The sequence below is a fragment of the Hydrogenophaga sp. GW101-3F08 genome (assembly GCF_059424585.1).
Window position 1 is genome coordinate 65,999 of sequence record NZ_JBWKZP010000012.1, and the last position, 25,341, is coordinate 91,339.

Annotated in this window: 26 protein-coding genes; 14 read left to right on the top strand and 12 right to left on the bottom strand. The window is 69.4% G+C overall.

The window, feature by feature from the left end; translation table 11 throughout:
* Window positions 1–35: 35 nt before the first annotated feature.
* Complete coding sequence (locus tag AC07YZ_RS22905) at window positions 36–1,340, top strand: FIST signal transduction protein (RefSeq protein ID WP_494796485.1); 1,305 nt, start codon at window positions 36–38, stop codon at window positions 1,338–1,340.
* Window positions 1,341–1,470: 130 nt separating this feature from the next.
* On the opposite strand, the gene AC07YZ_RS22910 is transcribed toward AC07YZ_RS22905, so the two are convergent.
* The 3 genes from AC07YZ_RS22910 to AC07YZ_RS22920 form a co-directional block, all read right to left on the bottom strand.
* On the bottom strand, window positions 1,471–2,739 hold the full coding sequence (locus AC07YZ_RS22910) for an MFS transporter (protein ID WP_494796486.1): 1,269 nt from the start codon (window positions 2,737–2,739) through the stop codon (window positions 1,471–1,473).
* Window positions 2,736–3,578 carry a ProQ/FINO family protein gene (locus AC07YZ_RS22915; protein ID WP_494796487.1) on the bottom strand — a complete coding sequence of 281 codons (843 nt, stop codon included), beginning with the start codon at window positions 3,576–3,578 and terminating at the stop codon, window positions 2,736–2,738. Before AC07YZ_RS22915 ends, AC07YZ_RS22910 begins: the two co-directional genes overlap by 4 nt.
* Before the next feature lie 71 nt (window positions 3,579–3,649).
* A complete protein-coding gene (locus AC07YZ_RS22920) occupies window positions 3,650–4,381 on the bottom strand; it encodes a helix-turn-helix domain-containing protein (protein ID WP_494796488.1) in 732 nt (243 codons plus the stop codon).
* Between the two features lie 275 nt (window positions 4,382–4,656).
* Here AC07YZ_RS22920 and AC07YZ_RS22925 point away from each other — a divergent pair, with 275 nt between their 5' ends.
* From AC07YZ_RS22925 to AC07YZ_RS22960, 8 genes are all read left to right on the top strand, one after another.
* A complete protein-coding gene (locus AC07YZ_RS22925; RefSeq protein WP_494796489.1) occupies window positions 4,657–5,481 on the top strand; it encodes a hypothetical protein in 825 nt (274 codons plus the stop codon).
* 26 nt (window positions 5,482–5,507) lie between these two features.
* A complete protein-coding gene (locus AC07YZ_RS22930) occupies window positions 5,508–7,481 on the top strand; it encodes an MFS transporter (protein ID WP_494796490.1) in 1,974 nt (657 codons plus the stop codon).
* 28 nt (window positions 7,482–7,509) lie between these two features.
* Window positions 7,510–8,148, top strand: a complete 639-nt coding sequence (locus tag AC07YZ_RS22935; RefSeq protein ID WP_494796491.1) for a CDP-alcohol phosphatidyltransferase family protein — start codon at window positions 7,510–7,512, stop codon at window positions 8,146–8,148.
* On the top strand, window positions 8,145–9,905 hold the full coding sequence (locus tag AC07YZ_RS22940; RefSeq protein WP_494796492.1) for a bifunctional alpha/beta hydrolase/class I SAM-dependent methyltransferase: 1,761 nt from the start codon (window positions 8,145–8,147) through the stop codon (window positions 9,903–9,905). The genes AC07YZ_RS22935 and AC07YZ_RS22940 overlap by 4 nt, the downstream gene beginning before the upstream one ends.
* Before the next feature lie 82 nt (window positions 9,906–9,987).
* Window positions 9,988–11,349, top strand: coding sequence for a phosphatase PAP2/dual specificity phosphatase family protein (locus AC07YZ_RS22945; protein ID WP_494796493.1), 1,362 nt, complete (start codon window positions 9,988–9,990; stop codon window positions 11,347–11,349).
* Window positions 11,346–11,795 (top strand): hypothetical protein, encoded by a 450-nt coding sequence (locus AC07YZ_RS22950; protein WP_494796494.1) that lies wholly within the window; start codon window positions 11,346–11,348, stop codon window positions 11,793–11,795. The genes AC07YZ_RS22945 and AC07YZ_RS22950 overlap by 4 nt, the downstream gene beginning before the upstream one ends.
* 55 nt (window positions 11,796–11,850) lie before the next feature.
* The gene (locus AC07YZ_RS22955; protein WP_494796495.1) at window positions 11,851–12,588 is read left to right on the top strand and encodes a lysophospholipid acyltransferase family protein; all 738 of its coding nucleotides are present in this window, start codon (window positions 11,851–11,853) and stop codon (window positions 12,586–12,588) included.
* Entirely contained in the window at window positions 12,585–13,547 is a 963-nt protein-coding gene (locus AC07YZ_RS22960) for a phosphatidate cytidylyltransferase (protein ID WP_494796496.1), read from the top strand. Before AC07YZ_RS22955 ends, AC07YZ_RS22960 begins: the two co-directional genes overlap by 4 nt.
* A gap of 137 nt (window positions 13,548–13,684) precedes the next feature.
* Here the strand turns inward: AC07YZ_RS22960 and AC07YZ_RS22965 are convergent, their stop codons facing one another.
* Both AC07YZ_RS22965 and AC07YZ_RS22970 read right to left on the bottom strand, forming a co-directional pair.
* Window positions 13,685–14,005 (bottom strand): helix-turn-helix domain-containing protein, encoded by a 321-nt coding sequence (locus AC07YZ_RS22965; RefSeq protein ID WP_494796497.1) that lies wholly within the window; start codon window positions 14,003–14,005, stop codon window positions 13,685–13,687.
* 5 nt (window positions 14,006–14,010) lie between these two features.
* Window positions 14,011–15,351 (bottom strand): type II toxin-antitoxin system HipA family toxin, encoded by a 1,341-nt coding sequence (locus AC07YZ_RS22970; protein ID WP_494796537.1) that lies wholly within the window; start codon window positions 15,349–15,351, stop codon window positions 14,011–14,013.
* A 276-nt stretch (window positions 15,352–15,627) separates the two neighbouring features.
* Between AC07YZ_RS22970 and AC07YZ_RS22975 the strand changes: the two genes are divergently transcribed.
* The 4 genes from AC07YZ_RS22975 to AC07YZ_RS22990 all read left to right on the top strand — a co-directional run bounded on the left by AC07YZ_RS22975 (window position 15,628) and on the right by AC07YZ_RS22990 (window position 18,684).
* Window positions 15,628–16,119 carry a YiaA/YiaB family inner membrane protein gene (locus AC07YZ_RS22975; protein ID WP_494796498.1) on the top strand — a complete coding sequence of 164 codons (492 nt, stop codon included), beginning with the start codon at window positions 15,628–15,630 and terminating at the stop codon, window positions 16,117–16,119.
* A 130-nt stretch (window positions 16,120–16,249) separates the two neighbouring features.
* Window positions 16,250–16,708 (top strand): hypothetical protein, encoded by a 459-nt coding sequence (locus AC07YZ_RS22980; RefSeq protein ID WP_494796499.1) that lies wholly within the window; start codon window positions 16,250–16,252, stop codon window positions 16,706–16,708.
* Window positions 16,709–16,721: 13 nt separating this feature from the next.
* Window positions 16,722–17,531: a DUF2145 domain-containing protein gene (locus tag AC07YZ_RS22985; RefSeq protein ID WP_494796500.1), complete on the top strand. Its 810-nt coding sequence runs from the start codon at window positions 16,722–16,724 to the stop codon at window positions 17,529–17,531.
* 46 nt (window positions 17,532–17,577) lie between these two features.
* Window positions 17,578–18,684, top strand: a complete 1,107-nt coding sequence (locus tag AC07YZ_RS22990; RefSeq protein ID WP_494796501.1) for a serine endopeptidase — start codon at window positions 17,578–17,580, stop codon at window positions 18,682–18,684.
* Between the two features lie 24 nt (window positions 18,685–18,708).
* Here AC07YZ_RS22990 and yiaA read toward each other — a convergent pair whose 3' ends face one another.
* Complete coding sequence (gene yiaA / locus AC07YZ_RS22995) at window positions 18,709–19,152, bottom strand: inner membrane protein YiaA (protein WP_494796502.1); 444 nt, start codon at window positions 19,150–19,152, stop codon at window positions 18,709–18,711.
* 35 nt (window positions 19,153–19,187) lie between these two features.
* Entirely contained in the window at window positions 19,188–20,381 is a 1,194-nt protein-coding gene (locus AC07YZ_RS23000; protein WP_494796503.1) for an MFS transporter, read from the bottom strand.
* A gap of 238 nt (window positions 20,382–20,619) precedes the next feature.
* Between AC07YZ_RS23000 and AC07YZ_RS23005 the strand changes: the two genes are divergently transcribed.
* Entirely contained in the window at window positions 20,620–21,042 is a 423-nt protein-coding gene (locus AC07YZ_RS23005) for a hypothetical protein (RefSeq protein ID WP_494796538.1), read from the top strand.
* Between the two features lie 79 nt (window positions 21,043–21,121).
* Here the strand turns inward: AC07YZ_RS23005 and AC07YZ_RS23010 are convergent, their stop codons facing one another.
* From AC07YZ_RS23010 to AC07YZ_RS23030, 5 genes are all read right to left on the bottom strand, one after another.
* Window positions 21,122–21,919 carry a C40 family peptidase gene (locus AC07YZ_RS23010; protein WP_494796504.1) on the bottom strand — a complete coding sequence of 266 codons (798 nt, stop codon included), beginning with the start codon at window positions 21,917–21,919 and terminating at the stop codon, window positions 21,122–21,124.
* 17 nt (window positions 21,920–21,936) lie between these two features.
* The gene (gene tgt, locus AC07YZ_RS23015; protein WP_494796505.1) at window positions 21,937–23,103 is read right to left on the bottom strand and encodes a tRNA guanosine(34) transglycosylase Tgt; all 1,167 of its coding nucleotides are present in this window, start codon (window positions 23,101–23,103) and stop codon (window positions 21,937–21,939) included.
* Window positions 23,104–23,249: 146 nt separating this feature from the next.
* Window positions 23,250–23,618 carry a c-type cytochrome gene (locus tag AC07YZ_RS23020; RefSeq protein WP_494796506.1) on the bottom strand — a complete coding sequence of 123 codons (369 nt, stop codon included), beginning with the start codon at window positions 23,616–23,618 and terminating at the stop codon, window positions 23,250–23,252.
* 136 nt (window positions 23,619–23,754) lie between these two features.
* Window positions 23,755–25,107 carry a PQQ-dependent sugar dehydrogenase gene (locus AC07YZ_RS23025; protein WP_494796507.1) on the bottom strand — a complete coding sequence of 451 codons (1,353 nt, stop codon included), beginning with the start codon at window positions 25,105–25,107 and terminating at the stop codon, window positions 23,755–23,757.
* 38 nt (window positions 25,108–25,145) lie between these two features.
* Window positions 25,146–25,301, bottom strand: coding sequence for a hypothetical protein (locus AC07YZ_RS23030; protein ID WP_494796508.1), 156 nt, complete (start codon window positions 25,299–25,301; stop codon window positions 25,146–25,148).
* Window positions 25,302–25,341 lie beyond the last annotated feature (40 nt).

Consider the following 25,341-nt stretch of genomic DNA (forward strand, 5'->3'; position numbering starts at 1 on the left):
ACTGAACCCGGCGCCAGCGGCGTGGTCCATACCCCATGAAACTCTTTCCCTACGCCCACGCCACCCACCCCCAATGGCGCATGGCCGCCGCCCTGGTGCTGGCGCAGCTGCGCGCGCAGATGGCGCTGCCCGACCACGCCAAGGCGCCTGCGCTGGCGCTGCTTTACATCACCGACCACTACGCCAGCGAGGCCCGGGCCATCCTGGAGCACCTCAGCGCCGAGCTGCCCGAGGTGACCGACTGGGCCGGCACGGTGGGCGTGGGGGTGTCGGCCAACAACGTCGAGTACTTCGACGAACCCGCGCTGGCCGTGATGCTGTGCGACCTCAGCCCCGACCAGTACCGCGTGTTCAGCGGCGTGGCCCCGCTCTCGGCCAGCGGGCGCGAGCCGGGGGCCGACGGCTTCGTGGCCCACACCGCGCTGGTGCACGCCGACAGCGGCACCCCCGAGCTGGCCGAGCTGATCGCCGAGGTGGCCGAGCGCACCGCCAGCGGGTATCTGTTCGGCGGTCTGGCGGGCAGCCGCGACGCCAGCGTGCAGTTCGCCTTCAGCAGCGCGGGCAATCTGCGCGGCCATGGCGCGGCCAGTGGCGTGTTTCACGGTGGTCTGAGCGGCGTGGCCTTCGGGCCCGACGTGGGTCTGGTGTCTCGCGTCACGCAGGGCGCGCAACCGGTGGACCGGGAGCGCGGCATCAGCGCCATCGAAGGCAACCTCGTGCTCTCGCTCGACGGCGAGCCGGCGCTGGACGTGTTGCTGCGCTCCCTGGACATCACGCTGGAGCGGCCGCAGGAAGCCATCGACCGGCTGCGCACCACCCTGGTGGGCCTCACCCTGCCGCAGCAGCGGCTGGCCGACGCCGCCGGCCCGCGCGAGCGCCAGGCGCGTGGCCAGTTCGGCCCCGAAGTCCTGGTGCGCCACATCATCGGTCTGGACCCAGGGCGCCGGGGCATCGCCATTGCCGACACGCCGCCCCCGGGCACGCGGCTGGCGCTGTGCGAACGCAACGCGCAGGCCGCGCGCGCCGACCTCACGCGGGTGTGCGCGGAGATCCGCGAGGAACTCGAACCCGAAGAACTCAGCCTGCCGGTGGCCACGGCGCTGGCGGCCCACGAGCTGGAGACCGCGCCCCACCCGGCGCGTCGCATCGCCGGCGCGGTGTACGTGAGCTGCGCCGGCCGGGGTGGCCCGCACTTTGGCGCCCCCAGCGCCGAGCTGCAGATCGTGCGCCGGGCCCTGGGCGACGTGCCCCTGGTCGGCTTTTTCGCCGGCGGCGAAATCGCGCACCACAGGCTCTACGGCTACACCGGCGTGCTGACCGTGTTCACCATGCCCGCGTAGAACGACACCCCCGCAGCGCTTCGCGCTACCCCCTCAGGGGGGCGGCACTGGCCGTCCGGCAAAGCCGGCCCGGCGGCGGTGCCCTTGGGTTGGACCGTTTCTGCATGGCGGTCACGCGGACGGCAAACGCTCAGGCAGTAACAACCCCAGCCCGTGCTTGGCCGGCACCCGTGCCACGGGCCCGCTTGAGCAGGAACAGCACGATGCCGATGTTGAGCAGGTTGAAGGCGATGCCGTTGAGGAACGCCGCCTGGTAGGAACCGGTCAGGTCGAAGATCGCGCCCGACATCCAGCCGCCCAGCGCCATGCCAAACAGCGTGGCCATCAGCACCGTGCCCACGCGCGCGCCGGCCTGGGCGGGCGAGAAGTGTTCGCGCACGATCAGCGCGTAGCTCGGCACGATGCCGCCCTGGAACAGGCCGAACAGGCCCGAGATCAGGTACAGCGGCACCAGGCCGTCGAAGGGCAGGAACATCAGCAGCGCCACGCCCTGCAGCACCGAGCCCAGCAGCAGGGTGCGCAGGCCGCCGATGTGGTCCGAGATCCAGCCCGAGATCAGCCGGCTGGCGATGCCCATGCCCAGCATCACCGAGAGCATTTCCGCGCCGCGCGCCGCGCCGAAACCCAGGTCGGTGCAGTAGGCAACGATGTGCACCTGCGGCATCGACATCGCCACGCAGCACGACACCCCCGCCACACACAGCAGGGCCTGCAGCGTGCCGGGCGAGAGGCCGAGCGGGCGCTCGCCCTGGACGGTGGCGGGGTGATGGCCGCCCGTGGCTGCGGGTTCCGGGCCGGGTTGCGCGGGCGGGCGGCGGCGCAGCACCAGCGCCAGCGGCAACATCACCAGCAGGCAGAACACGCCGATGCCGGTGTAGGCCTGGCGCCAGCCGCCGTGGTCGATGAAGTGCTGGATCACCGGTGGCCAGACGGCGCCGGCCAGGTAGTTGCCGCTCATGCAGATCGCCAGCGCGATGCCGCGGCGGCGGGTGAACCAGCGCGAGGTGTCGGCCACCAGCGGCGCAAACGTGGCCGAGGTGCCCAGCAGGCCGATCAGGATGCCCTGCGCCAGGCTGAACTGCCACAGGCTCTGGGCGGCGCCCGCCGCGATGAAACCCAGGCCCAGACCCACCGAGCCGCCCAGCACCGGCACCATCACGCCAAAGCGGTCCGACAAGCGGCCCATGAGGATGCCGCCCAGGCCGAAGCCCACCATGGTCAGCGTGTAGGGCAGCGATGCGTCGCCACGCGCCACGTCAAAGTCGGCCTGGATGCGCGGCAGTACCACCGTGACCGCATACATGCCCGCACCGCCCAGCGTCATCAACGCCAGCGACACCATCAGCCGGAACCACGCATAGGGCGATTCGGCGGTGGCGGCGGGCGGGGCCGGGTTCATGGGGCGGGGGAGGGATCGCCGGGTTCGGTCGCGGGTTCGGCGCTGGCGGCGTCGGTGTTTGCGGCGGGGGCCTCGGTGGCCGGCGTGGTGGCCCGGCTCAGGCGGGCCCGGGCGCGCTCCAGCGTGCGGTTGGCGTCCAGCACGTGCAGACCGTACATGTCGGCGAACTCGGCGAGCGTCTTTCCGCTGGCCTCGAAGGTGCGCAGCAGGGCCTCTTCGCGCGCGGCGTGGCGGGCGGCTTCGGCCAGCGCGTCGCGGGTGAGCTGGTTCACTTCCTCGTCGCGGCCGTGCACGCGCTCGGCGTATTCGTCGCGTTCCAGCCCGGAGGCCTCAAACGCTTTCAGAATGCGCTGGCGCAGTTTGGGCCGCAGGTCTTCGCGGCTGCGCGCGCCGCGGCGGCGAAACACCTCGATCAGCGCGTGGTGCACCTGCTCGGGCGTGAGTTCTTCCACCGCCTGACCGTTGAGGTCGTGGCGCGGCAGGCCCGAAGCCACCACCGTCAGGTAGCGCGTGGAGCGCGTGTGCAGCGCCAGCGCTGCTTTGAGCCCGTCCTTGTCCAGGGTGTCGGGTTGCGCGGCCAGCAGGTCCTGAAAAATGCCGCGCTTGAGGGGCAGCAGAACCTCGCCGAACAGCACCGGGTACAGGCTGGCCAACTGGTCCAGCACCGGGTGCTGGCGCGCGGGCGCCGGGCCGGAAGGCCGCTCGGCGGCCGGGCGTTGCGGGCGGCGGCCACGGTTGGGCCGCTGGCCGCGTGGTGCGGCGCCGGTGGGCTCAGGGGCGCGGGCTTCAGCGGGGGCCGCAGCGGTGTGGTCGGGCGTGTCGTTGGCGGGTGCGTTCATGGGGGCGTGCGGAGCAGGAAAAGAAGTGGGCCCGCTGTCGGGCAAGCCCGACATCATGCCAGCGCTTGAGGTCACCTCCTCAACCTGCCGAAAGCTTCAAACTCCCAGCCCCGCATCGCCAGCACCAGCGTGTAGCCCCCACGGTCCTTCTCGGCCAGCTTCTGGTCGGTCTGGTGCTGCTGGGCAAAGTCCTGCGCCACGCGCTGCAGCCGCTCCACGAAGATCGGCGCGAGCGCGCGGCTGATCGAGCCGTGCACCAGCAGCAGGCCCTCGCCCGAGCCGTCGAAGCCGCCGGCGAAATAGTCGAGCAGGGCGTGGTCGCGAAAGTAGTTCATCACCGGGCCGTGCGGCCGCCAGCGGAAGGTCTTGGCGAGCTTGAGGCGGTAGCGGTTGAGCGGGCGCAGCTCGATGATGCCGATGCGGTCCAGCTGCGCCAGACAGGCCACGCACTCGGCCTCGCTGAGCCGGTAGGCCGCGGTGATCTGCTCCAGCGTCCACTGGCTGAGCACGCAGATCGCGACCAGCAGCAGCTTCTTGTCGGCCACCACGGCGCGCTCCTGCTCGGCCGTCATCTCGCGCAGCAGCGGCTGGGCGTCGGCCACGCGGCGCGCGAGGTCGGCGAAGTCCAGCCGCAGCGCGCGGCAGATCTCGTCCACGCGCGAGAGCGACATGTCGCCCTTGGCCAGCATGCGCTTCACGCTCGATTCCGCCATGCCCATGGCCCGCGCCAGGTCGGCGTAGGTCATCTGCGCGGTCTTGAGTTCCTTCTTGAGGGCGGTGACCAAGTCCTGGGTGGTGCTCATGGGAATGCCTTCGTGTTGTGCATGGCGGCGCGAACCGGCTTGGGGCGGCGCGGCGCTCGTGCGGATCGGGTATCGAATACCGATACCTTGGGTTGGAAGTGGGTGCACTGTATCGGAAGTTGACCCGTTTGCGCGCCCGCCGCTCAGACACTGCGCCCCGGTCTCACCCCTTGTTCCTTTGGTTTACCCGGCCCCTGCGCCACCGGAGTGCCTCTATGTCCTTGTCCGCCAGGTCTGTCACCCCCCGCCCCGCCACCCTGTGTGTGCCGCGATCCATGCCCTTGTCACCCGTCGGGCAGCGGCTGGTGACCGTGGGCACCGCGCTGCTCGTGCTCTGGCTGCTGGCCGTGATCGCCGGGCCGACCTGGCTGGCGCACAGCGGCCTGGCGCTCAACGCCCACGGCCACGCCGCGCTGCATGCCCACGGCCATCCGTTCGTGGACGCCAGAAGCCTCTGGGGCGTGCCCAATTTCATGGACGTCTGGACCAACCTGTCGCTGGCGGTCGCGGGTCTGCTGGGCGGATGGGCGCTGCTGCGTGGTGGTCCCTGGGCGCCGGGTACGCGGCTGGCCCTGGCCGTGTTCTTCGGTGGCCTGTTGGCCACGGGTTTCGGCTCGGCCTGGTACCACTGGGCGCCCGATGCCCAGGGTCTGGTGCTCGACCGCATGGGCATGGCGGTCACCTTTGCCGGCGCGCTGGCGCTGGCGGTGGCCGAGCGCGTGGGGCAGAAACCCGCCGCCTGTGTGATGCGCCTGACGCTGGTGGTGGCGCTGCTGTCGGCGGCGATGCCGCTCACCCACGGCAACGTGCTGCCCTGGGCCGTGGTGCAGTTCGGCGGCATGGCGCTCATGGTCTGGCTCGCGCTGCACCAGCCCCGGGCCGGCGCCCTGGGGGTGCGCCTGGGCGTGCTGATCGGCCTGTATGCGCTGGCCAAGCTGCTGGAGCTGGGCGACGAAGCCGTGTTCCACGCCACCGGCGAGGTGGTGTCGGGCCACAGCCTCAAGCACCTGGTGGCCGGTCTGGCCGCCTGGCCGGTGCTGCGGGCCATGCGGCAGAATGCGCGGGCAACGGGCCGCGGCGCGGCGCCCTCGGAACCCTGATCACAACATCTCTGGAGGAGATCCGCATGAGCAGCCCAGCCACCACGTCCACCGCGCTTCCCACGGCGACCACCGGCCACGCCAGCCCCGGCGCCCATGAGGGCGGCCAGTTCGCCCTGCTCACCCAGCGCCGCTTCGGCCCCTTCTTCTGGGTGCAGTTCTTCGGCGCCGGCAACGACAACATCTTCAAGTTCGCCTTCACCGTGCTGGTCACCTACCAGTTGCAGGTGAGCTGGCTGCCGCCGGCCATGGCGGGCCTGGTGATCGGCGCGCTGTTCATCTTCCCGTACCTGATCTTCTCGGCCACCAGCGGCCAGCTCGCCGACAAGTACCCCAAGGAGGTGTTGATCCGCTTCGTGAAAAACCTGGAGATCGCCATCATGCTGCTGGCCGGCTGGGGCTTCATGCAGCAGAACGTGCCGGTGCTGCTGGGCTGCGTGTTCCTCATGGGCCTGCACAGCACGCTGTTTGGCCCGGTGAAGTTCGCCTACCTGCCGCAGCACCTGAGCGAACGCGAGCTGACCGGCGGCAACGGCATGGTCGAGATGGGCACCTTTGTGGCCATCCTGCTCGGCAACGTGGCCGGCGGCCTGCTGATCGCCATGCCGCTGGTGGGCCCGACCTACGTGGCCGCAGCCTGCCTGCTGCTCGCCATCGTCGGCCGCGCGCTGGCCCAGGCCGTGCCCGTCTCACCCGCCACCGACCCGGCGCTGCGGATCAACTGGAACCCCTTCACCGAAACCTGGCGCAACCTCAAGCTGGCACACGGGAACGTCGTTGTGTTCCGCTCGCTGCTGGGCATCAGCTGGATGTGGTTCTTCGGCGCCGTGTTCCTGAGCCAGTTCCCCAGCTTCGCGCGCGACGTGTTGCACGGCAACGAGCAGGTGGCCTCGCTGCTGCTGGTGGTGTTTTCCATCGGCATCGGCATCGGCGCGCTGCTGTGCGAAATCCTGAGCCGCCGCCATGTCGAGATCGGCCTCGTGCCGCTGGGCGCCATCGGCATGAGCGTGTTCTCCATCGACCTGTATTTCGCCTCCCACAGCCTGCCGCCGTCCACCGCGGCCCTCGCGCTCGGCCCGTTCATGGCCGAGGCCGCGCACTGGCGCGTGCTGGCCGATCTGGCGCTGCTTTCGCTGTTCGCCGGCATCTACAGCGTGCCCATGTACGCGCTGATCCAGATGCGCAGCCAGCCCACGCACCGCGCCCGCATCATCGCGGCCAACAACATCCTCAACGCGCTGTTCATGATCGGCAGCTCGGTGCTGGCGGGTGCGCTGCTCAGCGCCGGGGTCAGCATCCCGCAGCTCTTCTTGCTAGTGGGTCTGGCCAACGCCGTGGTCGCGTTCTACATCTTCATGCTGGTGCCCGAATACCTGCTGCGCTTCGTGGCCTGGATCGCGTCGCGCTTCGTCTACCGCTTCAAGGTGGCGGGCGACGAACACATCCCCACCCAGGGCGCGGCCGTCATCGTCTGCAACCACGTGAGCTTTGTGGACGCGGTGCTGCTCATGGCCGCCAGCCCGCGGCCCATGCGTTTCCTCATGGACCACCGCATCTTCAAGGTGCCGGTGCTGGGCTGGCTGTTCAAGCTGGCCAAGGCGATTCCGATCGCGCCGCAGAAGGAAGACCCGGCCGCCTACGAGGCCGCGTTCGAAGCCGCCGCCGCCGTGTTGCGCGAGGGCGATCTGCTGGCCATCTTCCCCGAAGGCGGCATCACCCGCGACGGCACGCTGCAACCCTTCAAGGCCGGCGTCATGAAGATCCTGGAGCGCGCCCAGGCCGACGGGCTGGCGGTGAACGTCATTCCCATGGCGCTCACCAACCTCTGGGGCTCGTTCTTCAGCCGCGTCGAAGAGCGCCAGGGCGAACGCGTTGCCATGGTCCGGCCGTTCCGGCGCGGGGTGTTCAACCGGGTGGGGCTGAACGTGGGTGAACCGGTGCGGGCCGAGGTGGTGACGCCGGAGGGGTTGAGGGAGCGGGTTGCTGGGTTGATCGCATGATGGTCAGCGTTTGCGAGGGGAGGTCCGTGTGTCGATCTATCAATTGAAACCCGCGTTTCAGAACCTGCTGCGCCCGGGCGTGGTGCGTCTGCACGCCTGGGGTGTGACGGCCAACCAGGTCACGGTGCTGGCCTGTGTGATCTCGGTCGCGCTCGGGCTGGGTTTGTTCTTCCTGGCGCCATCGCCGCGGGCCTTTGCGCTCGTTCCGCTGTGGATGTTTGTGCGCATGGCGTTCAACGCGGTGGACGGCATGCTGGCGCGCGAGCACGGGCAGCAGACGCCGCTGGGAGCGTTCCTCAACGAGCTCACCGACGTGGTGTCCGACGCCGCGCTGTACCTGCCGTTTGCGCTGGTGCTGCCGGGCCACCCCTTCTGGGTCGGGCTGGTGATCGTGCTGGCCGGGCTGTCCGAGTTCGCGGGCGCGCTGGGCCCCACCGTGGGGGCCAGCCGCCGCTACGACGGACCCATGGGCAAGAGCGACCGGGCCTTCGTGTTTGGCGCGCTGGGCCTGGTGCTGGCGCTGGGCTTGCCCATACCGGGCTGGACGGCGCTGCTGATGCCGTCGCTGGCTTTTCTCATTGCTGTCACCACCGCGCGCCGCGTTCGTTCGGCTTTGGCCGAGCGCGCCGCTGCATCTTTGCCATCCACAACAAAAGGGAGTTCATGAACACCACGCGACCGGCGCAAGAGCGCCACTTCTCCACCCACGACGGGGTCTCGCTGTTCTACCGGCACTGGCCGGCCACGGCGGCACAGCGGCGTGGCGCGGTGGTCCTGTTCCACCGGGGGCACGAGCACGGGGCGCGCATGGCGCACCTGGTCGACGAGCTGAACCTGCCCGAATTCGATTTCTTCGCCTGGGACGCACGCGGCCACGGCCGCTCGCCGGGCCAGCGCGGCCACAGCCCGAGCTTCGCCACCTCGGTGCGCGACGTGCAGACCTTCGTCGATCACATCGCTGCCGAGCACGGCGTGGCCGTGACCGATCAATACGTCATCGCGCAAAGCGTGGGCGCGGTGCTGGTGTCCACCTGGGCGCACGATTACGCCCCCGCCATCCGTGGCATGACGCTGGCCTCGCCCGCCTTCAAGGTGAAGTTGTACGTGCCGTTCGCGCGCGCCGGCCTGGCGCTGATGCACAAGCTGCGCGGGCTGTTCTTCGTCAACAGCTACGTGAAGGCGAAGTTCCTCACCCACGATCCCGAACGCATCGCCAGCTACGAGGCCGACCCGCTGATCTCGCGCCCGATCGCGGTCAACATCCTGCTCGATCTGTACACCGCGGCCGAGCGCGTGGTGGCCGACGCCCAGGCCATCGTGGTGCCCACTCAGCTGCTCATCTCGGGCGCCGACTGGGTGGTGCACCACCCGCCGCAACACCGGTTCTTCGAGCGCCTGGGCAGCGCGGTGAAAGAGAAACTGGAGCTGCCGGGCTTCTTTCACGACACCCTGGGTGAGCGCGACCGCGCCAGCGCCCTGCAGGCCCTTCGGGGCTTTCTGCTCAGGCAGTTCGACACCCCGGCCGCCCCGGTCAACCTGCTGCAAGCCGACCAGCGCGGCGCCACGGCCGACGAGGCGCGCGCGCTTGCCGAACCGCTCTCGCCCCTGTCGCCGCGCGGCCTGTACTGGGCCGGCACGCGGGCCGGGCTCCAGCTCGGGGGCCTGCTGTCCGACGGCGTGCGCCTGGGTCACGAAACCGGCTTCGACTCCGGCAGCACGCTGGACTACGTGTACCGCAACCAGGCCAAGGGCGCGCCGCTGGTGGGCAGCCTGATCGACCGCGCGTACCTGGACTCCATCGGCTGGCGCGGCATCCGCCAGCGCAAGCTGCACGTCGAAGAGCTGCTGCGCGAGGCCATGCAACGCCTGGCCGACGCCGGGCGCGAGGTGCGGCTGATGGACATCGCCGCCGGCCACGGGCGCTACGTGCTCGATGCCGTGGCCAGCAGCCCGGTGCCGGTGGCCTCGGTGCTGCTGCGCGACTACAGCGACATCAACGTGCGCGACGGCCAGGCGCTGATCGCTCAACGTGGCCTGCAGTCCACCGCCCGTTTTGAAAAGGCCGACGCCTTCGATCGCGCCCAGGTGGCCAGCGCCACGCCGCGCCCCACGCTGGCCACGGTCTCGGGCTTGTACGAGCTGTTCCCCGACAACGCCATGGTCGCCCGTTCGCTGGCCGGTGTGGCCGACGCGGTGGAGCCGGGCGGCTATTTGGTCTACACCGGTCAGCCCTGGCACCCACAGCTGGAGATGATCGCGCGCGCGCTCACCAGCCACCGTCAGGGCCAGGCCTGGGTGATGCGCCGCCGCACGCAGGCGGAGATGGACCAGCTCGTGGCCGCGGCGGGCTTCCGGAAAATCACGCAGCGCATCGACGGGTGGGGCATCTTCACGGTGTCCCTGGCGGTGCGCGAGGCGGCATGAGCGCCGCCCGGCCGCTCCGAAGGCGCTCAGCCCCGCAGTGCGCAGCCCGGAGGGTAGTCCAGTGACTGCGCCGGACCGTCCTGTGACCAACGGCCTGCCCGCAGCCTGGCCATGGCGGCGCTCCGCCGCCTGGCTGGCCCTGCTGGCGCCGCTGTTCTACCTGACCTATGGTCTGGCCAACTGGTGGGCGGTGCAGCGTTGGGCCGCCGGGCAGGTACCCACGGTGGTGTTCGACTGGGAGCGGCACATCCCGTTCTGGGACTGGACGGTCTTCCCCTACTGGTCGATCAACGCCTTCTACGGCCTGTCGCTGTTCCTGAGCCGCAGCAAGCACCGCATCGACCGCCACGCGGCCCGCCTGCTCACGGCGCAGTTCGTCGCCGTGGCCTGCTTTGTGGTGTGGCCGCTGCATTTCAGCTTCGGGCAGCCCGAGGCCCACGGCGCCGCCGGCTTCCTGTTTGCCGCCCTGCGCGGCTTTGACCAGCCCTTCAACCAGGCCCCCTCGCTGCACATCGCGCTGGCCGTGATCCTGTGGGACTGGTACCGCCCGCTGATGCGCAGCGCCTGGCAGCGCGCGCTGCTGCACGTCTGGACCTTCGCCATCTGCGCCTCGGTGCTCACCACCTACCAGCACCACTTCATCGACATCCCCACCGGCGCCTTGCTCGGCTTGTTGTGCGTGTGGCTGTGGCCGCTGGAGCGCGAAGTGGCGTTGCCTGCGGCATGGCGGCTGAGCCGCGAACCGCAGCGGCTGAAGCTGGCTGCGCTGTACTTCGCGGGCGGTGTCGGTCTGTTGGCATTGGCGCTCTGGTGGGGCGGTTTAGGGCTCTGGCTGGCCTGGCCGGCCGCATCGCTGGCCGTGGTCGCTTTGAACTACCTGGGCTTTGGCGCGCGCGGGTTCCGCATGGACTGCTCGGGCCGCATGCACTGGTCGGCGCGCTGGCTGCTGGCGCCGTACAGGTGGGGCGCTGCCCTCAACGCCTGGGCCTGGACGCGCAATCTGCCGCCCCGGGTGGAGGTGGTGCCCGGCGTCTGGCTGGGGCGGCGCCCGCGCCACGCCGAATGGCTGGCCGCCGGGCAGCCGGCGCTGGTGAGCCTGTGCGCGGAACTGCCGCTGCACGCCGCTGCCCGGCCAGTGAGCCGCTGCCTGCCCCTGCTGGACCTGGTGGTGCCGAGCCCGGCCCGCCTGCGGCGCGCGGCGCACCTGGTGCAGGCGCAGCGCGGCGCCCGCCAGGGCGGGCCGGTGTGGGTGTGTTGCGCGCTCGGGTTCTCGCGCAGCGCCGCGGCGGTGGTGGCTTGGCAGTTGCTGCACAAGGAGGCGCCCGATCTGGCACAGGCCGAAGCCCGCACGCGCCAGGCGCGGCCCCAACTGGTGCTGGGGCCGGGTTGGCTGGGGGCCTTGAAGCAACTGGCTTCGCCGGCCGCTGGTGGAGACAGCTGGTGAGCCCGCAACAGAGCCCGCAGGCGATGGGCGAACAGGAACGCGCCGACGCGCTGGCGCTCTCGGCCCTGTTGCGCGCCAGCCTGCGCACCCTGGGCACGTGGTCGCTGGGCTTGAGCCTGCTGGCCGTGGTGGTGGGCGTGGCCTGGCCACCCGCTTCTTGGGCGGCGGCCGGGCTGTGGGGCGTGGTGCTGCTGTGTGGTCTGATGGAGCGGTACTTCGCTTTTCGCCTGGTGCTGGACGAGCGCCTGTTTCACCAGCTGGGCCGTGGGGACATGCCCAGCCCGCACGCGCTGGACGCCTCATTGGCCCACCTCGGGTTGCGCCAAAGCGCCTTGCCCGAGCGCCCGTGGAGCGACCGCTTGCGCGGTACCCGCAACCTTCTCCAGCGGCATCTGGCTCTCGTGCTGCTGCAAACCGCCGCAGCGCTGGCGTCCCTGTTTTTTTAGGTTTGTTGTGAACCCAGACCCTTCTCCCTCCACGCGCCCGCAGCCCCTCCCACCCATGGAGCCTGAGGGTTCGTCGCTACGCCGGTTGCTGGCCGCGCTGGCCCGGCGGGCCATCGTCACCGGGGCGAGCCTGATCACCGGCCTGCGCTCGCTGTGGAGCCGCACGGGCCCCACGGCCAACCAGACCGTGTACTTCGCCAACCACACCAGCCACGGCGACTTCGTGCTGCTGTGGGCCGCGCTGCCGCCCGATCTGCGCACGCTCACCCGCCCCGTGGCCGGTGAGGACTACTGGGACAAGTCGGCACTGCGCCGCTTCATCGGCCGCGACGTGTTCAACGCCCTCATGATCCGGCGCGACGCCACGGGCGGCCCCGGCAGCGGCGACCCGCTGGCGCAGATGGGCGCGGCGCTCACCGCCGGCGACTCGCTCATCATCTTTCCCGAAGGCACGCGCAACACCGGCGAAACGGTGCTGCTGCCGCTCAAGAGCGGCATCTACCACCTCGCTCGGTCGTTCGGCCATGTGCGCTTCGTGCCGGTGTGGATCGAAAACCTGAAACGCGTGCTGCCCAAGGGCGCCCTGCTGCCCGTGCCGCTGGCCTGCAGCGTGCGCTTCGGAGAGCCGCTGGCCCTGATTCCCCAGGAAGACAAACAGCAGTTCCTGCAGCGCGCGCGCCAGGCCCTGCTGGATCTGCGACCCGAATACGACCGCGAGGCCGACCCCGCGCCCCCGGCGCCACCCTCAGAGCCCGCGAGCCGCGAAACCCAGACACCCGGGAGCGGTGCATGAACGCAGACACCTTCTTGGCGCTCTTCACCCCCACGGGCTGGTTGTTCGTCGGTGTCACGGGCGTGCTCGTGCTGGCCTCCAGCATCGCCGCCGTGCTCAAGTGGCGCGTGGCCCACGGCGCACCGCACGCCGTCATCGACAACCTGACTTCGCGCATCAACGCCTGGTGGGTCATGGTGGGCGCCATTGGCGTCGCCTTCCTGTTTGGCAAGAACGGGGTGGTCGCGCTGTTCTTCCTGATCTCGTTCCACGCTCTGCGCGAATTCCTGAGCCTGGCCTACACCCGGCGCGGCGACCACACCGCCATGGCCGCAGCCTTCTATGTGGCCCTGCCCATGCAGTACTTCCTGGTGTGGACCGAGTGGTATGGCATGTATTCCATCTTCATCCCGGTCTACGCCTTCCTGCTGCTGCCCATCCTGGCGGCCACGGGCGGCGACACCCAGCGCTTCCTGGAGCGAGCCTCCAAAGTGCAATGGGGGCTGATGGTCAGCGTCTTCTGCATTAGCCATGTGCCGGCCCTGCTCACGCTGCCCGTGACCGGTTTCGAAGGCAAGAACATGCTGCTCATCGCCTTCCTGGTGATCGTGGTGCAGGGCAGCGACGTGCTGCAGTACATCTGGGGCAAGCTGCTGGGCAAACACAAGGTGGCGCCTGTGCTGTCGCCCTCCAAGACCTGGGAAGGCCTCATCGGCGGCGTCGCCAGCGCCACCCTGCTGGGTGCGGCCCTGCACGGCATCACGCCCTTTTCACCGCTGCAGGCCGCCGGCATGGCGCTGCTGATCTGCCTCATGGGGTTCTTCGGTGGCCTGGTCATGTCCGCCATCAAGCGCGACCGTGGCGTGAAAGACTGGGGCAGCATGATCGAAGGCCACGGCGGCATGCTCGACCGCACCGACTCCGTGATCTTCGCCGCCCCGGTGTTTTTTCATGCGGTGCGGTACTGGTGGGTGCCTTGATTGGCGCGGTGCGGCATCAGCGCGAAGACGACTACCACTGACCCGAAGGCGCGAGATGAACCATTGCGTGTCTGCGCCCAGGGGAACGCGAACGCTGCAGGTGAAATCCAGTCCGATGCAAGACCAGTGCGCAAATTTCAGCCCTCTTCCCTGCCCTGATCAAAAGAACCCACCTCCCGCACCACGCGCGCCACACCCAGCTTGAGCCCCAGCATGCCGAAGATGCGGTTCATGGTCTGCACGCTGCCTTCGCTGCGCTCTTGCTCGATGTCTTGCATGGTCCGGTAGGCGACGCCGGAGAGCTTGGCCATTTCGGCGGTGGTCAGGCGCATCGTTTTCTTCAGGTGCCGCACGGCTTGCGGCAATGACCATTCCGGGTGCGCGAGCACGTCTTCCACGGCCTGTTGGCGCAGGTCCAGTTGCTGCGCGATGCTGAGGGTGTTGTAGCGCTTGTCCATGGTGTTCAGGCCAGTGCGGCGAGTTCTTGCGCGCGGGCTGCGATGCCGGGGCGCAGGAGCTGGAGCAGCTCGGGTTCCAGGCCCATGGTGTCGCCCTCGGTGGCGATGCGCGCCAGCGCGGGCGCCATGGCTTTCAGGCCCTCAACCAGGGGTGCGCGTTGCACCGGGTCGGGGCCTTTTTTGCGGCGCTCTTTCTGCACCTGCGCGCTCAGCTCGCCGATGCGGTCGAGCACGCGGCCCCAGTCGGGCTGGCCGCCGTCGTTGTCTTTCCAGCGGATGCGCCGCGCGATGCCGTCCGGGTGCAAGACCATGGGGGCAAAGTCGTACAGCGGGGTGAGGGCGATGCGGCCGTTGAAGTCGCGCTGCACGGCGGTGTTGCGGGCGTGGTTGTCTTTGTTGCCCAGGGCGAGGTTGGCGACATCGCGTTTCAGGTATTCCAGCACCTCGCTTTGTGGGTCGGTGCAATGCCGCATCAGCTCCAGGCAGACCTGGTCGTGGCTGGGCACGGCCTCGAAGCCGGGCATGCCCGTGAGGGTGGCGATGCTTTCTTGCGCCAGGCGGGTCACGGTGCCGGTGTGGTTCCGTCGATCTGTCTGGCGGTCAAACCGGGGGATGAACAGCGCGCGCTCGCGCAGCACCAGGGGCGCGTGCACGCGCAGGCCCAGTTGTTGGGCGATGCCCATGTAGGGCGCTTCGTGCAGCAGGATGCTGGCCAGCTGCGGGTCGGTACCGCGCCCGAACTTGACGATGAAATGCTGCACCGCACGCTCGTCGGGCAGCGTGTGGTCCAGGTACAGCAGCCCGTCGTCGGCCCTTGTGAGCAACACCTTGGGCCACTCGCCCTGCACGCCAGACGAACCCGCCACAAACAGGCCGTGTGAGGCCAGGTACTCGGAAAACTCATCACCGCGCTGCGCCACTTCGTCGTCGGTGAAGCCGCGCACGGCGCCGGCGTTGGCGCCCAGCCACTCGGCCGCTTCCTTGGCGCGCAGATGGCCGATGGGGTTGCCGGCCCCGGCCAGCAGCAGTTTCCAGTCGGCCACGGTGCCAGCGGTGGCCGACTGGCCGATGCGTCGCAGCAGTTCTTGTCGGCCAAAGCCCTGCGGCAGCATGTCGATCAGGAACACCGGCCAGTGCGCCACCTGCATGGGTTCCAGGCCCACCGGCCATTGGGCGCACAGGGCGTGCGCGTCGATCGCGCCCGAGTGCTCAAACGCCCACTCGACCGCATAGCCCGAGTAGGTCTTGGCCTTCCAGCCTTCGTTCTCCGGGCCGTGCAGGCGCACGCTGGCCACGTCGTGCCAGGCGCCGTTGGCATGAAGTTGGAGGGTGCAGGTTTCGTCCATTTGCATGAAATTCTATCTATAGTATGTTGGTTTGTCGCTATTTATCATATGTTTTTTCGTGTAATTGAAAAAAATGGAGGCTTGGTGGATACGGTGTGGCTTCCGTTTTTTTAGCGTTTCCCATTGACCAGCCGGTTCAGGAAGGGCGATGGGGAAAAGTACCGAATATCGAGTCTCAAAGAGCGATTTTTTGATTCCGGTAGACAAAGATGGCTTTGGCAGTACCCGTCCGCCACACCATCCGCGCCATGTTCAACAACCTCCCCGAGGTTTCACATGGCAAGCACCCGTTCCCCCCTCATCGTGATGCGTGACACGCGCGCCTGGCAGCTCCAGGTGTGGGTGTCGTTCGGTCTCGCGGTGTTTCTCTGCGCCACTGGGTTGGCCTACCTGCCGGGGCAGGCGCTGGACCGCGCGTTCATGGTGATGGGTTATGTGTTCTGTCTGTCCACGGTGTTCGTGTTGTCCAAGGCGGTGCGTGACACGCAGAAGGCCCGTCTCACGGGTGAGGTCGAGACGCCGATGTGGCGCTTCGTGGTCTGGGGCGGTTTCGGGGTGGCGATGGCGCTCACGCTCTGGGGCCTGCTGCGCATGCAGATCGACGAGACCTACAAGGCCTACCTGGGCGTGAGCTGGCTGTACCTCGTGACCTCGGCCTTCACGCTGGCCAAGACGCTGCGCGACCGCCACGAGGCGGACCTGGCCGAGGCGCATGTGATGGGTCGCCAGCAGGCGTTGGCCGAACGCTCGGCTGCTCCTGCGGCCTGACGCGACCTCTCTTCTGTTTCAACCGATCTCGCCAACCCGCGTCTTTCGAGCCCTTCGACTGGCTCAGGGCGAACGGAGATGGCCGTTCTCTGGCGACGCAATGCTTTCCCCCTTTTTCAGGAGCGATGACATGACACGTATTTTTTTGAAAAACACCCTGCTGGCCGCAGGCCTCGCGCTGGCTCTGGCCGCCGGCCCGGCGCGGGCGCAGAGCGAGGCTTCGCTGGTGCTTTCTGCCCTGCCGGTGGCGTCGGTGGTCGGTGTGGCGGGCAGTGCCGCCGTGGGCGCGGTGGCGGTGAGCGCGCTGCCGGTGGCGCTCACGGTGAGTGGCGCGGTGCTGGTGGTGAAGGCGGTCGAGGTGTCGGCCCGCGGCACGGTGATCGTGCTGGAGCGGGCGTCCGACGGCGCGCAGGCCAGTGTGGAGCTGAGCGGACGCGCCGCTTCGGGCGTGGCGGCCAGCGTGGGCACAGCGGTGGCGGTGAGCGTGATCGGCGCCGGCGTGCTGCTCTCGGCGGCGGGTGAGGTGTTGTGTTTCATTCCGAACGAGCTGGGGCGCGCTCTTCTCCACAACGAACGCATCACATATTAAGAAAGGGGGCACCATGAACAAGACGTTTCAAGCGATCCCCACAGCGCTGACCCTGGCCACCGCGCTGCTGATGGCGCCCGCCGCGCACGCCGGCCGCTCGTGTGAGCAGCGGCCGCTGACGCCGCAGACGCTGACGCAGGGCCTGGCGCTCGCTCAGCAGACGGCGCAGGCGCTGGACGCGGAGTTCGCCCGCAGCGGCGCGCGCGTGGTGGTGCTGGGCCGCGCGGGGCAGGACCTGGGCAAGTACCAGTTGCGCTACTCGCACCTGGGCTGGGCCTACAAGACGGCCGAGGGGCCGTGGCGCGTGTTGCACAAACTCAACCAGTGCGGCACCGGCACCGGATCGATCTACCGCCAGGGTCTGGGCGAGTTTTTTCTGGACGACCTCTGGCGGCACGAGGCGGTGTGGTCCGTGCCCGCGCCGGCGCTGCAGGCGCCGCTGCTCGCGCTGCTGACCGACCCGGCGCGCAGCATCCGCCTGCATCAGCGCGACTACAACATGGTGGCCTACGCCTGGGGCACGCGCTACCAGCAGTCCAACCAGTGGGCGCTGGAAACATTGGCCATGGCCGCCGAGCCGGGCCTCACGACCCGCGCGCAGGCGCAGGCCTGGCTGGGCTTCAAGGGCTACCAGCCGAGCACGCTGCGCCTGGGCGCGCTCACGCGGCTGGGCGCGAGCGCCAGCTCGGCGCACATCCGCTTCGACGACCACCCGAACAGCAAGCGCTTCTCCGACCGCATCGAGACGGTGACGGTGGACTCGGTGCTCGACTGGCTGGCGCGCACCGGCCTGGGCTCGGCGCCGCAGCGGATTGCGCTGTGAGCGGGTTCACAATGGCCCCCAACCAACAGCTTCTGAGGGAAACAACATGAGCAAGACCCTGCGTCTGTCCGAAAAGTGGTTCCACCGCGGCCTGTGGCTGGTGGCGTTTCTGTTTGCGTGGTTCCTCACCGGGTTGGGCAGCACCATCGTGGGCGACCTGCCGCGGGTGGAGCAGCGCCAGTCGCTGGAAGACTTCATGGACCCGCAGCGCACGCCGGCGCTCAAGGAATCCATCAAGACGGCCGAGCGCGCGGCCGAAGAAGCGCAGGCCGAGCTGGAGCAGGCGCAGCTCAAGCTGCAGACGGCACGTGCCAACAACCGAGCCGCCCGCGAAACCTTTGACAACTGGCTGGCCACGCGCCAAGTGACGCAACGCGCGGAGCAGGACGAGGAATTGCTGCAGCGCACCCGCGAGCTCGACGGCCTGCGGCAGGCCGAGCGCACGGCGTTCTCGGCGGTGGAGCGGCAGCAACAGGCCGCGCTGGACGCGCACCAGACGCAGGAGCGCGCCCAGGCCGAGTTGCGAGACCTGCAAGACCAGGCCCGCGACGCGTATGTGGACGCGCAGCGCGCGCAGGAGCTGCGGGTGTTCGGCTACCGGCTGGCGCTCACGCTGCCGCTGCTGGTGCTCGCGGGTTATCTGTTCAAGAAGCACCGCAAGGGCTCGTCGTGGCCCTTCGTCTGGGGCTTCATCTTCTTCGCGCTCTTCGCGTTCTTCGTGGAGCTGGTGCCCTACCTGCCGAGCTACGGCGGCTATGTGCGCTACATCGTCGGCATCGTGCTCACGGTGATCGGTGGGCGCTACGCGATCCAGGCGCTGCAGCGCTACCTGGAGCGGCAGAAGCAGGCCGAGGCGCAACCGGCCCAGACCCGCCAGCGCGAGATGGACTACGACCAGGCGCAGGCGCGCATGACCAAGAACGTCTGCCCCGGCTGCGAGCGCACGGTGGACATGAAGGATGGCAAGACCGACTTCTGCCCGCACTGCGGCCTGTGCCTGTTCGACCACTGCGGGCACTGCAGCACGCGCAAGAACGCGTTTGCGCGCTACTGCTTCTCGTGTGGGGCGTCGGCGAAGGAGCCGGTGGCTGAGCCGGCGAAAACCGCGGCAGGCTTGCCGCCGCAGGAACCCGAGGGCGCCGCTGCCGCCTGAGGGCAGCGCGGCGGCGAGGTCGATTTACTCGGCCGCGGCGTTGTCGAACTCGGGATGGGCGCGGTTGAACTGGGCCACGTCGCGGATGTTCTTCTGTACCGCGACCGCGCCAAACAGCGACAGCAGGAAGGACATGGCGTAGAAGCCTTTTTCGCTGGCCGAGAGCGTGGCGTTCCACAGACCGATGGTGAGCAGCAACACCGCCAGCAACAGCGACACCCAGCACAGGCCGTAGTAGATGCCGGTGACAGGGATGCCTTCGATGCGGTCACGCACCGACTTCTGCAGCGACACGGCGGAGAACAGGCCGTACATCAGCAGCGTGAAGTAGTAGCCCTTTTCGTTCAGCTGCATCTCGGCGTTCCACAGACCCATGAGGTAGACCAGGGCGCCGACCATCAGGGCGGCCCATGAGGCACCGATGAAGGCGCCGGTGGGGCGTTGAGCGGCGTAGGCGGGAGCGGGCATGGGAATCCTCCAGGGTGGTTGTTGGTGGCCGGACTTTACCGGAAGGCTGTTACTTCTTGTCGCTCCTCGCGCACCAGCCGCCACATGGCCCACAGGCCCAGCGCCGGGCCGAGCGCCAGCCAGGGCAGCAGCGCGCCCAGGCTCACCGTCTGCGACAGCGAGACGAACAGAAGGATGCTCACGATAGAGATGCCGAAACCGATGCTGTTGGTGAGCGTGAGCACGCTGCCCACGGCCTGCGGCGGCGCGTTGCGTGCGGTCAGCGTGGAGAACTGCGGCGAGTCGCCTGAGACCGTGGTGCCCCAGAGCAGCAGCCAGCCATAGAACACCGGCGCGCCCGCGTCGATCACGAAGGGCGTGGCCAGGCAACAGAGCCCGCTGGTGGCGAGTTGAGCCGACGCCACGCGCGCGCTGCCCCAGCGCTGCGCCACCCAGCCGCCGCCGGCGCAGCCGATGGCGCCCGCGCCCAGCACCCAGAACGCGGCCCACGACAGATCGGCACCCTGCAGCCGGGTGGCCAGCACCAGCGGCACCATGACCCACATGGTGTAGAGCTCCCACATGTGGCCGAAGTAACCGAGTACCGAGGCGCGCACGCGGCCGTCCGTCCAGAGCGCGCCGAGCGCGCGCCACTGCAACGTGGTCACGCGGGCATGCGCGTGCGGCGGGTCGCCGGTGCCGAAGAACAGCAGTAAGCCGCCCGCCGCCGCGAGCGCGGCCACGCCGAGCATGAGCGTGGGCCAGGGCAGGGAGCCGCTCAGGGCGCGCAGCGCGTGGGCGCTGGCCGAGCCGAGCACCAGCGCGCCGATCAGCAGGCCGAGCGCCCCACCCAGGCCCTTCGTGTACCACTGCGCCGCGATCTTCATGCCCACCGGGTAGATGCCGGCGAGAAACACACCGGTGAGGAATCGCCAGACCAGCAAGGCTTCGTAGCGCGTGACCATGGCCCACGCGCCCACGGTGCAGGCCGCGCCCGCGAGCGCGCAGAACAGGAACACCCGCCGCGGCGCGAAGCGGTCGGCGATGGCGAGCAGTGCAAAGACCAGGGTGCCGACGATGAAGCCGAACTGCAGCGACGACGTGAGCGGCCCCACCGCACGGGCCGGCCAGCCCAGCTCGCGCTGCAGGTCGGGCATGACTGCGTTGACCGCGAACCAGAGGGACGTGCCGGCGAACTGCGCGGTCACCAGCACGGGCAGGATGTGGCGGGGCACGGCGGGCTGAGTCATGGCCGAACTCTAGGCGGAAAACGCGACGGCGCATGGTCTCGAGGCCGACTGCCACCCCCGTTTCCAGGCTCAAAGTACCGTTCGGATCGACTCAAGGTTTAACGTATTGATCCTTTGTCCGGAAATCGATACTTCTTTGTCGACGCTGGCGAGGATCGCGACACAAGCATGTGCTTGGGCCTTGAGGATCCCTATGGATGTCTTTTCTGCTGCTCGTCTCACCCGTCGCGGGGTGGCTGTGTTGGGCTTGGCCGCCACGGTCGCCACATTGGCGGGTTGTTATGTCGTGCCGATCGACCCACGCACCGGGCAGGCGGTGCCGCCGCCCCATGCCGCAGTGGTCGCTGCGCCCGCGCTGCCCCTGACCTTTCCGGCCCGCCTCTACCCGGCCAACGATCTGGCCAGCGCTTACGGCGTCGTCAACGCCACGGTGACGAACGATCTGCACGGACGCGGTAGTTTCAACACCTCCATCAACGGTGAAACGTTCACGGGCGAGGCCACGCGCAAGGCCGGTTCGTCACGCGATGGCGTGGCCAACGGCGCTGGCAACCGAGGGAGCTACCTGAGCTGCCAGTACACGATGAACTCGGCCACGTTGGGCTCGGGGACTTGTCGTTTGAACACCGGTGCGGTGTTCACGATGCACGTCGGGAATTGACCTCCCACGCTCCGCCGCTGCGCAGGTCGCTGCCTCCCAAGGGGGTGTGAATCCGGCTTGGGGTGGCCCGGCGCCGGGTTCAGTCCGGTTGCTGGGATGCGACCTCGGCCTCCGCCGCTACCGGCCCGGACTTGAGGTGTCCGACATACAACAGTGCCTGCTCGGTGCGCACCGAGGGCACATCGCCTTCGCGCATGTGCAGCAGGTCGGCCGGGCTGATGAGCCTGGGGTCGGCGGTGGTGAGTGGCAGCTGGGCGTGGCGGTAGGCTTCGAGCACGAACTGCGAGCAGAAGAAGCGGTCGTTCTTGAGGGCGCCGAGCTGCACGGCGGCCAGTCCGCGGATGCAGAAATCCCGCACCAGGCCGGGGATCAACGGCAACTCGCAGTACTGCCGCCCGATGCTGAACGGCGCCTGCAGCACGATGCCGGCGGTGTTGTATTTCTTGCCCACGTGCAGGCGGGAGAACGCGTTGAGCGCGTCCACCTGGGGCTCGGCAATGCCCGGGTGGCGGAAGGCCACGATGGTGGATTCGCCGTCCATGTATTCCTGCGTGCTGCGTGTGCGCACGCCCGCACCGACCGCCTCGACGAAGGTGCCATCGCCCAGGTAGAGCGCGGCGTGGCTCACGGGCGCCAGCGTGATCAGGCGCACACCCATGGACACCACGCTGTGGGTCGAACTGAGCACGATGTCGCCCGGGCGCAGGTCTTCGGGGGTGATGCGCAAGCCACCGTTGCTCGGTGTGAGCAGCAGGCGCTGCTGTACACGCAAGGCGGGTTGGCCGGGTTCGGGCGCGAAGTCCACCTGGGTGGCGCAGCCGGCCACGATCAACCCGCTGGACGCAGCGGCCAGCAGGCGCGCAATGGCGGCGAGCATCCTCGTCACCGCAGGTCTCAGACGCCGCGCGCCCGATCGGCCTTGAACTGTGCGCGCAAGGCCTCGAAGCGCCCGGCGTCCAGCGCTTCGCGCACCTCGCGCATGAGGTTCAGGTAGTAGTGCAGGTTGTGCACGGTGGCGAGCATGGGGCTCAACATTTCGCCGCAGCGGTCCAGGTGGTGCAGGTAGGCGCGGCTGAAACCGTCGCGCCCGCCGGCGTCCCAGCTCACGCCGCTCTTGCCGGCACAGGCGTAGCAGGTGCAGGTGCTGTCCAGCGGCTGGTGGTCGGTCTTGTGGCGCGCGTTGCGGATCTTCAGGTCGCCGAAGCGGGTGAACAGCGTGCCGTTGCGCGCGTTGCGCGTGGGCATGACGCAGTCGAACATGTCCACGCCGTCGGCCACGCCCTGCACCAGGTCCTCGGGCGTGCCCACGCCCATGAGGTAGCGCGGCTTGTGTGCCGGCAGGCGGTGTGGCGTGTGCGCCATGATCTGCAGCATCTGTTCCTTGGGCTCGCCCACGCTCACGCCGCCGATGGCGTAGCCGGGGAAGTCCATCTCGACCAGCGCTTCCAGCGACTCCTGGCGCAGGTGCTCGAACATGCCGCCCTGCACGATGCCGAACAGCGCGTTGGGATTTTCCAGCCGTGCGAATTCGTCCTTGGAGCGCACGGCCCAGCGCCGGCTCATCTCCATGCTCTTGCGGGCTTCGGCTTCGGTGGTGAGGTGGCCGTTGGTCTCGTACGGCGTGCACTCGTCGAGTTGCATCACGATGTCGCTGTTGAGCCCGGTCTGGATCTGCATGCTGACCTCGGGCGACATGAACAGCTTGTCGCCGTTCACGGGCGAGGCGAAGTGCACGCCTTCTTCGGTGATCTTGCGCATGGCGCCGAGCGACCAGACCTGGAAGCCGCCCGAGTCGGTGAGGATGGGCTTGTGCCACTGCTCGAACGCGTGCAGGCCGCCGAAGCTGGCCATGACATCGCGGCCCGGCCGCATCCAGAGGTGGAAGGTGTTGCCCAGGATGATCTGGGCGCCCATGTCTTCCAGGCTGGAGGGCATGACGCCCTTGACCGTGCCGTAGGTGCCCACGGGCATGAAGATGGGGGTTTCCACCACGCCGTGGTTGAGCGTGAGGCGGCCACGGCGCGCGTGGCCTTCGGTCTTGAGCAGGTCGAACTGGAGCATGGGGGCGATTGTCGCCGAGTGCTCAGGCGGGAAAGCCGGTGTCTGTTTCAGCACACGCCGCGGAACCGCCCTTCGACAAGCTCAGGACGGGCCGCCAGCGTGGTCCCCCCTCCCAGGGGGGAGGCCGCGTCAGCGGCGCAGGGGGGTCACTCCAGACTCAGGATCCAGGCCACCAGCTTGGCGGCATCGACCTCGGACACCACCACCTTGTTGGGCGGCATGGCCAGGCCGCTGACCTTGCCCTTCCAGTGGCTCTCGTAGGGGCTGGAGCCGGCCATCACGGTGGCGGTCAGCTGCTGCTGCGCACCTTTCTGGCTCTTGTATTTGGCGGCGACCTCGCGCCAGGCCGGGCCGATCGGGGGCAGGCCGTTCGGGCCCTTGCCGCCGGGTTCGATGTGGTGGCAGGTCATGCAGCCCGCGTTGGTGGCGAGTTTCAGGATTTGGTCGTCACCGGGAGCGGCCCAGGCCTGGGCAGCGAGCAGCGCGGTGGTCAGTGCGATCAAGAGGCGGTTCATGGGGCATTTCTCCGTGGGTTTGCTGGGAATGTTTTCAGGCTAGCAGCCGGACCCGGCGCGGGATTGATCTTTGTCAAGGCGCGCGGTGTCCGTCTCAATCCGAAACAGTCGCGCCGCGCCGGCGCGACGGGTGCCGTCAGCGCGCGGCCGGGACCGGGGCCACCACCAGCACGGTGTGGTTGCGGTCTTCCACCACCCACAGGCGGCCCTGCGCGTCCACCGTGGCGCCGGCCGGGTTGCCCAGCGGGCGCAGGCCCGGCGCGGCCGACCAGCCCGAGACGAGGTCTTCGCGCGGGCCCTGCGGCCGGCCGTCGGCGCCCAGCCGCCAGGCCACGATGCGCTGGCCCTGGGCGCGGTAGCCGTGCCAGACCGCCAGCAGCCGCCCGCTCCAGGGCGTCGCCGCCTGCCCGGCGCCCGCCGGTGGCACCAGCAGCAACTGCAGCGGCGCCACGTGCGCGGGCCAGGCCTGGTGCGGCGGGCGGTGCGTGGGGCCGCTGCAGCGCGCCCGGCCTTCGTAGCCGCGGGCGACCACGCTGCGAGCCCGCGCGTCGCTCACGCAGTACGGCCAGCCGAAATGCGCACCGTCCACCAGTTCGTTGAGCTCTTCGGCCGGGGCCTGGGCGTCGCTGTAGTCCACCGAGTTCTCGGCCTGCCAGAGCCGCGCCGGCTGGCGCCCTCGGGCCGGCACCACGGCCAGCCCGAGCGAATTGCGCAACCCCGTGGCGTAGGGCCGCAGCGACCGCAGCGTGAAGCCGGGGCCGCCCAGCACCGCTTCGTACACCGCCGCGCGGGGCTGCGCGCCCGTGGTTTCGGGGCAGGGGTGGGGTTGGCGCTGCTGCTCGTCGCGGCAGGCGTCGGTGATGGAGCCCATATTGATATAGAGCCGGCCGTCGGCGCCGAACGCGAGCTCCTTGAGCGGGTGGGCGCCGTCGGCGGGCAGGCCGGTGATCAGGTCTTCGCGCTGCACGGTCTCGCCCACGGGCGTGCGCCAGACGGTGCCGGCCTCGCCAATGTAGATCTTGCCGTCGGGCCCGCGCACCAGGGCGTGCGGCCGGTCCAGCCCGCTGGCCAGGGTGCGCAGCCGCCCGGGTTCGCCGGGCTGGCCGGCGCTGCGCAGTTCGAGCAGCCGGCCCCGGCGCGGCTCCCAACTGCCCATGTCCACGATCCAGAACCGGCCCGGCGCCACCTCCAGCAGGCGGCGCGGCATGCGCAGGCCGTCGCGGGCGTCGGCCACCAGGCCCACGCACCAGCCCGCCGGCACGGTGAGCGCCACGCCGGGGTGGCCGGCGCACTGGCCTTGCGGGGTGTAGAGCGGTGTGGGGGCGGCCTGGGCCGGGGGTGTCAGGCCCAGGCCGGCCAGGGCGACCCCGGCCAGGGTGCGCCACAGGCCGACCCGCCACCATGCGTTGCCTGCGCCCGGGGCTGGCGTGGGGCCGGGGGCGTGCGGGTGGAGGGGAAGCGGATGGGCCGGGAGCCCTGGGGAGTGCATCGGCCGATTCTATGGAGCCCGGCGCGCGGGCGGCCGGCTCAGCGCTGCGGCGCGAGGGGAGTGTCGGCGCTGAGCTGGATCGTTTCGTCGCCCGCCGCGCTGCGCTCCGAGCTGTCCCAACCCCAGGCCAGCAGCACGGCCAGTCCAAGCGAAACGATCAGGGCCAGGCCCAGGCGGAGAAAGATTTCGATCACGTGGCCACTCGGTGCGGGTTGGGGATGTTGGGGGGCGATT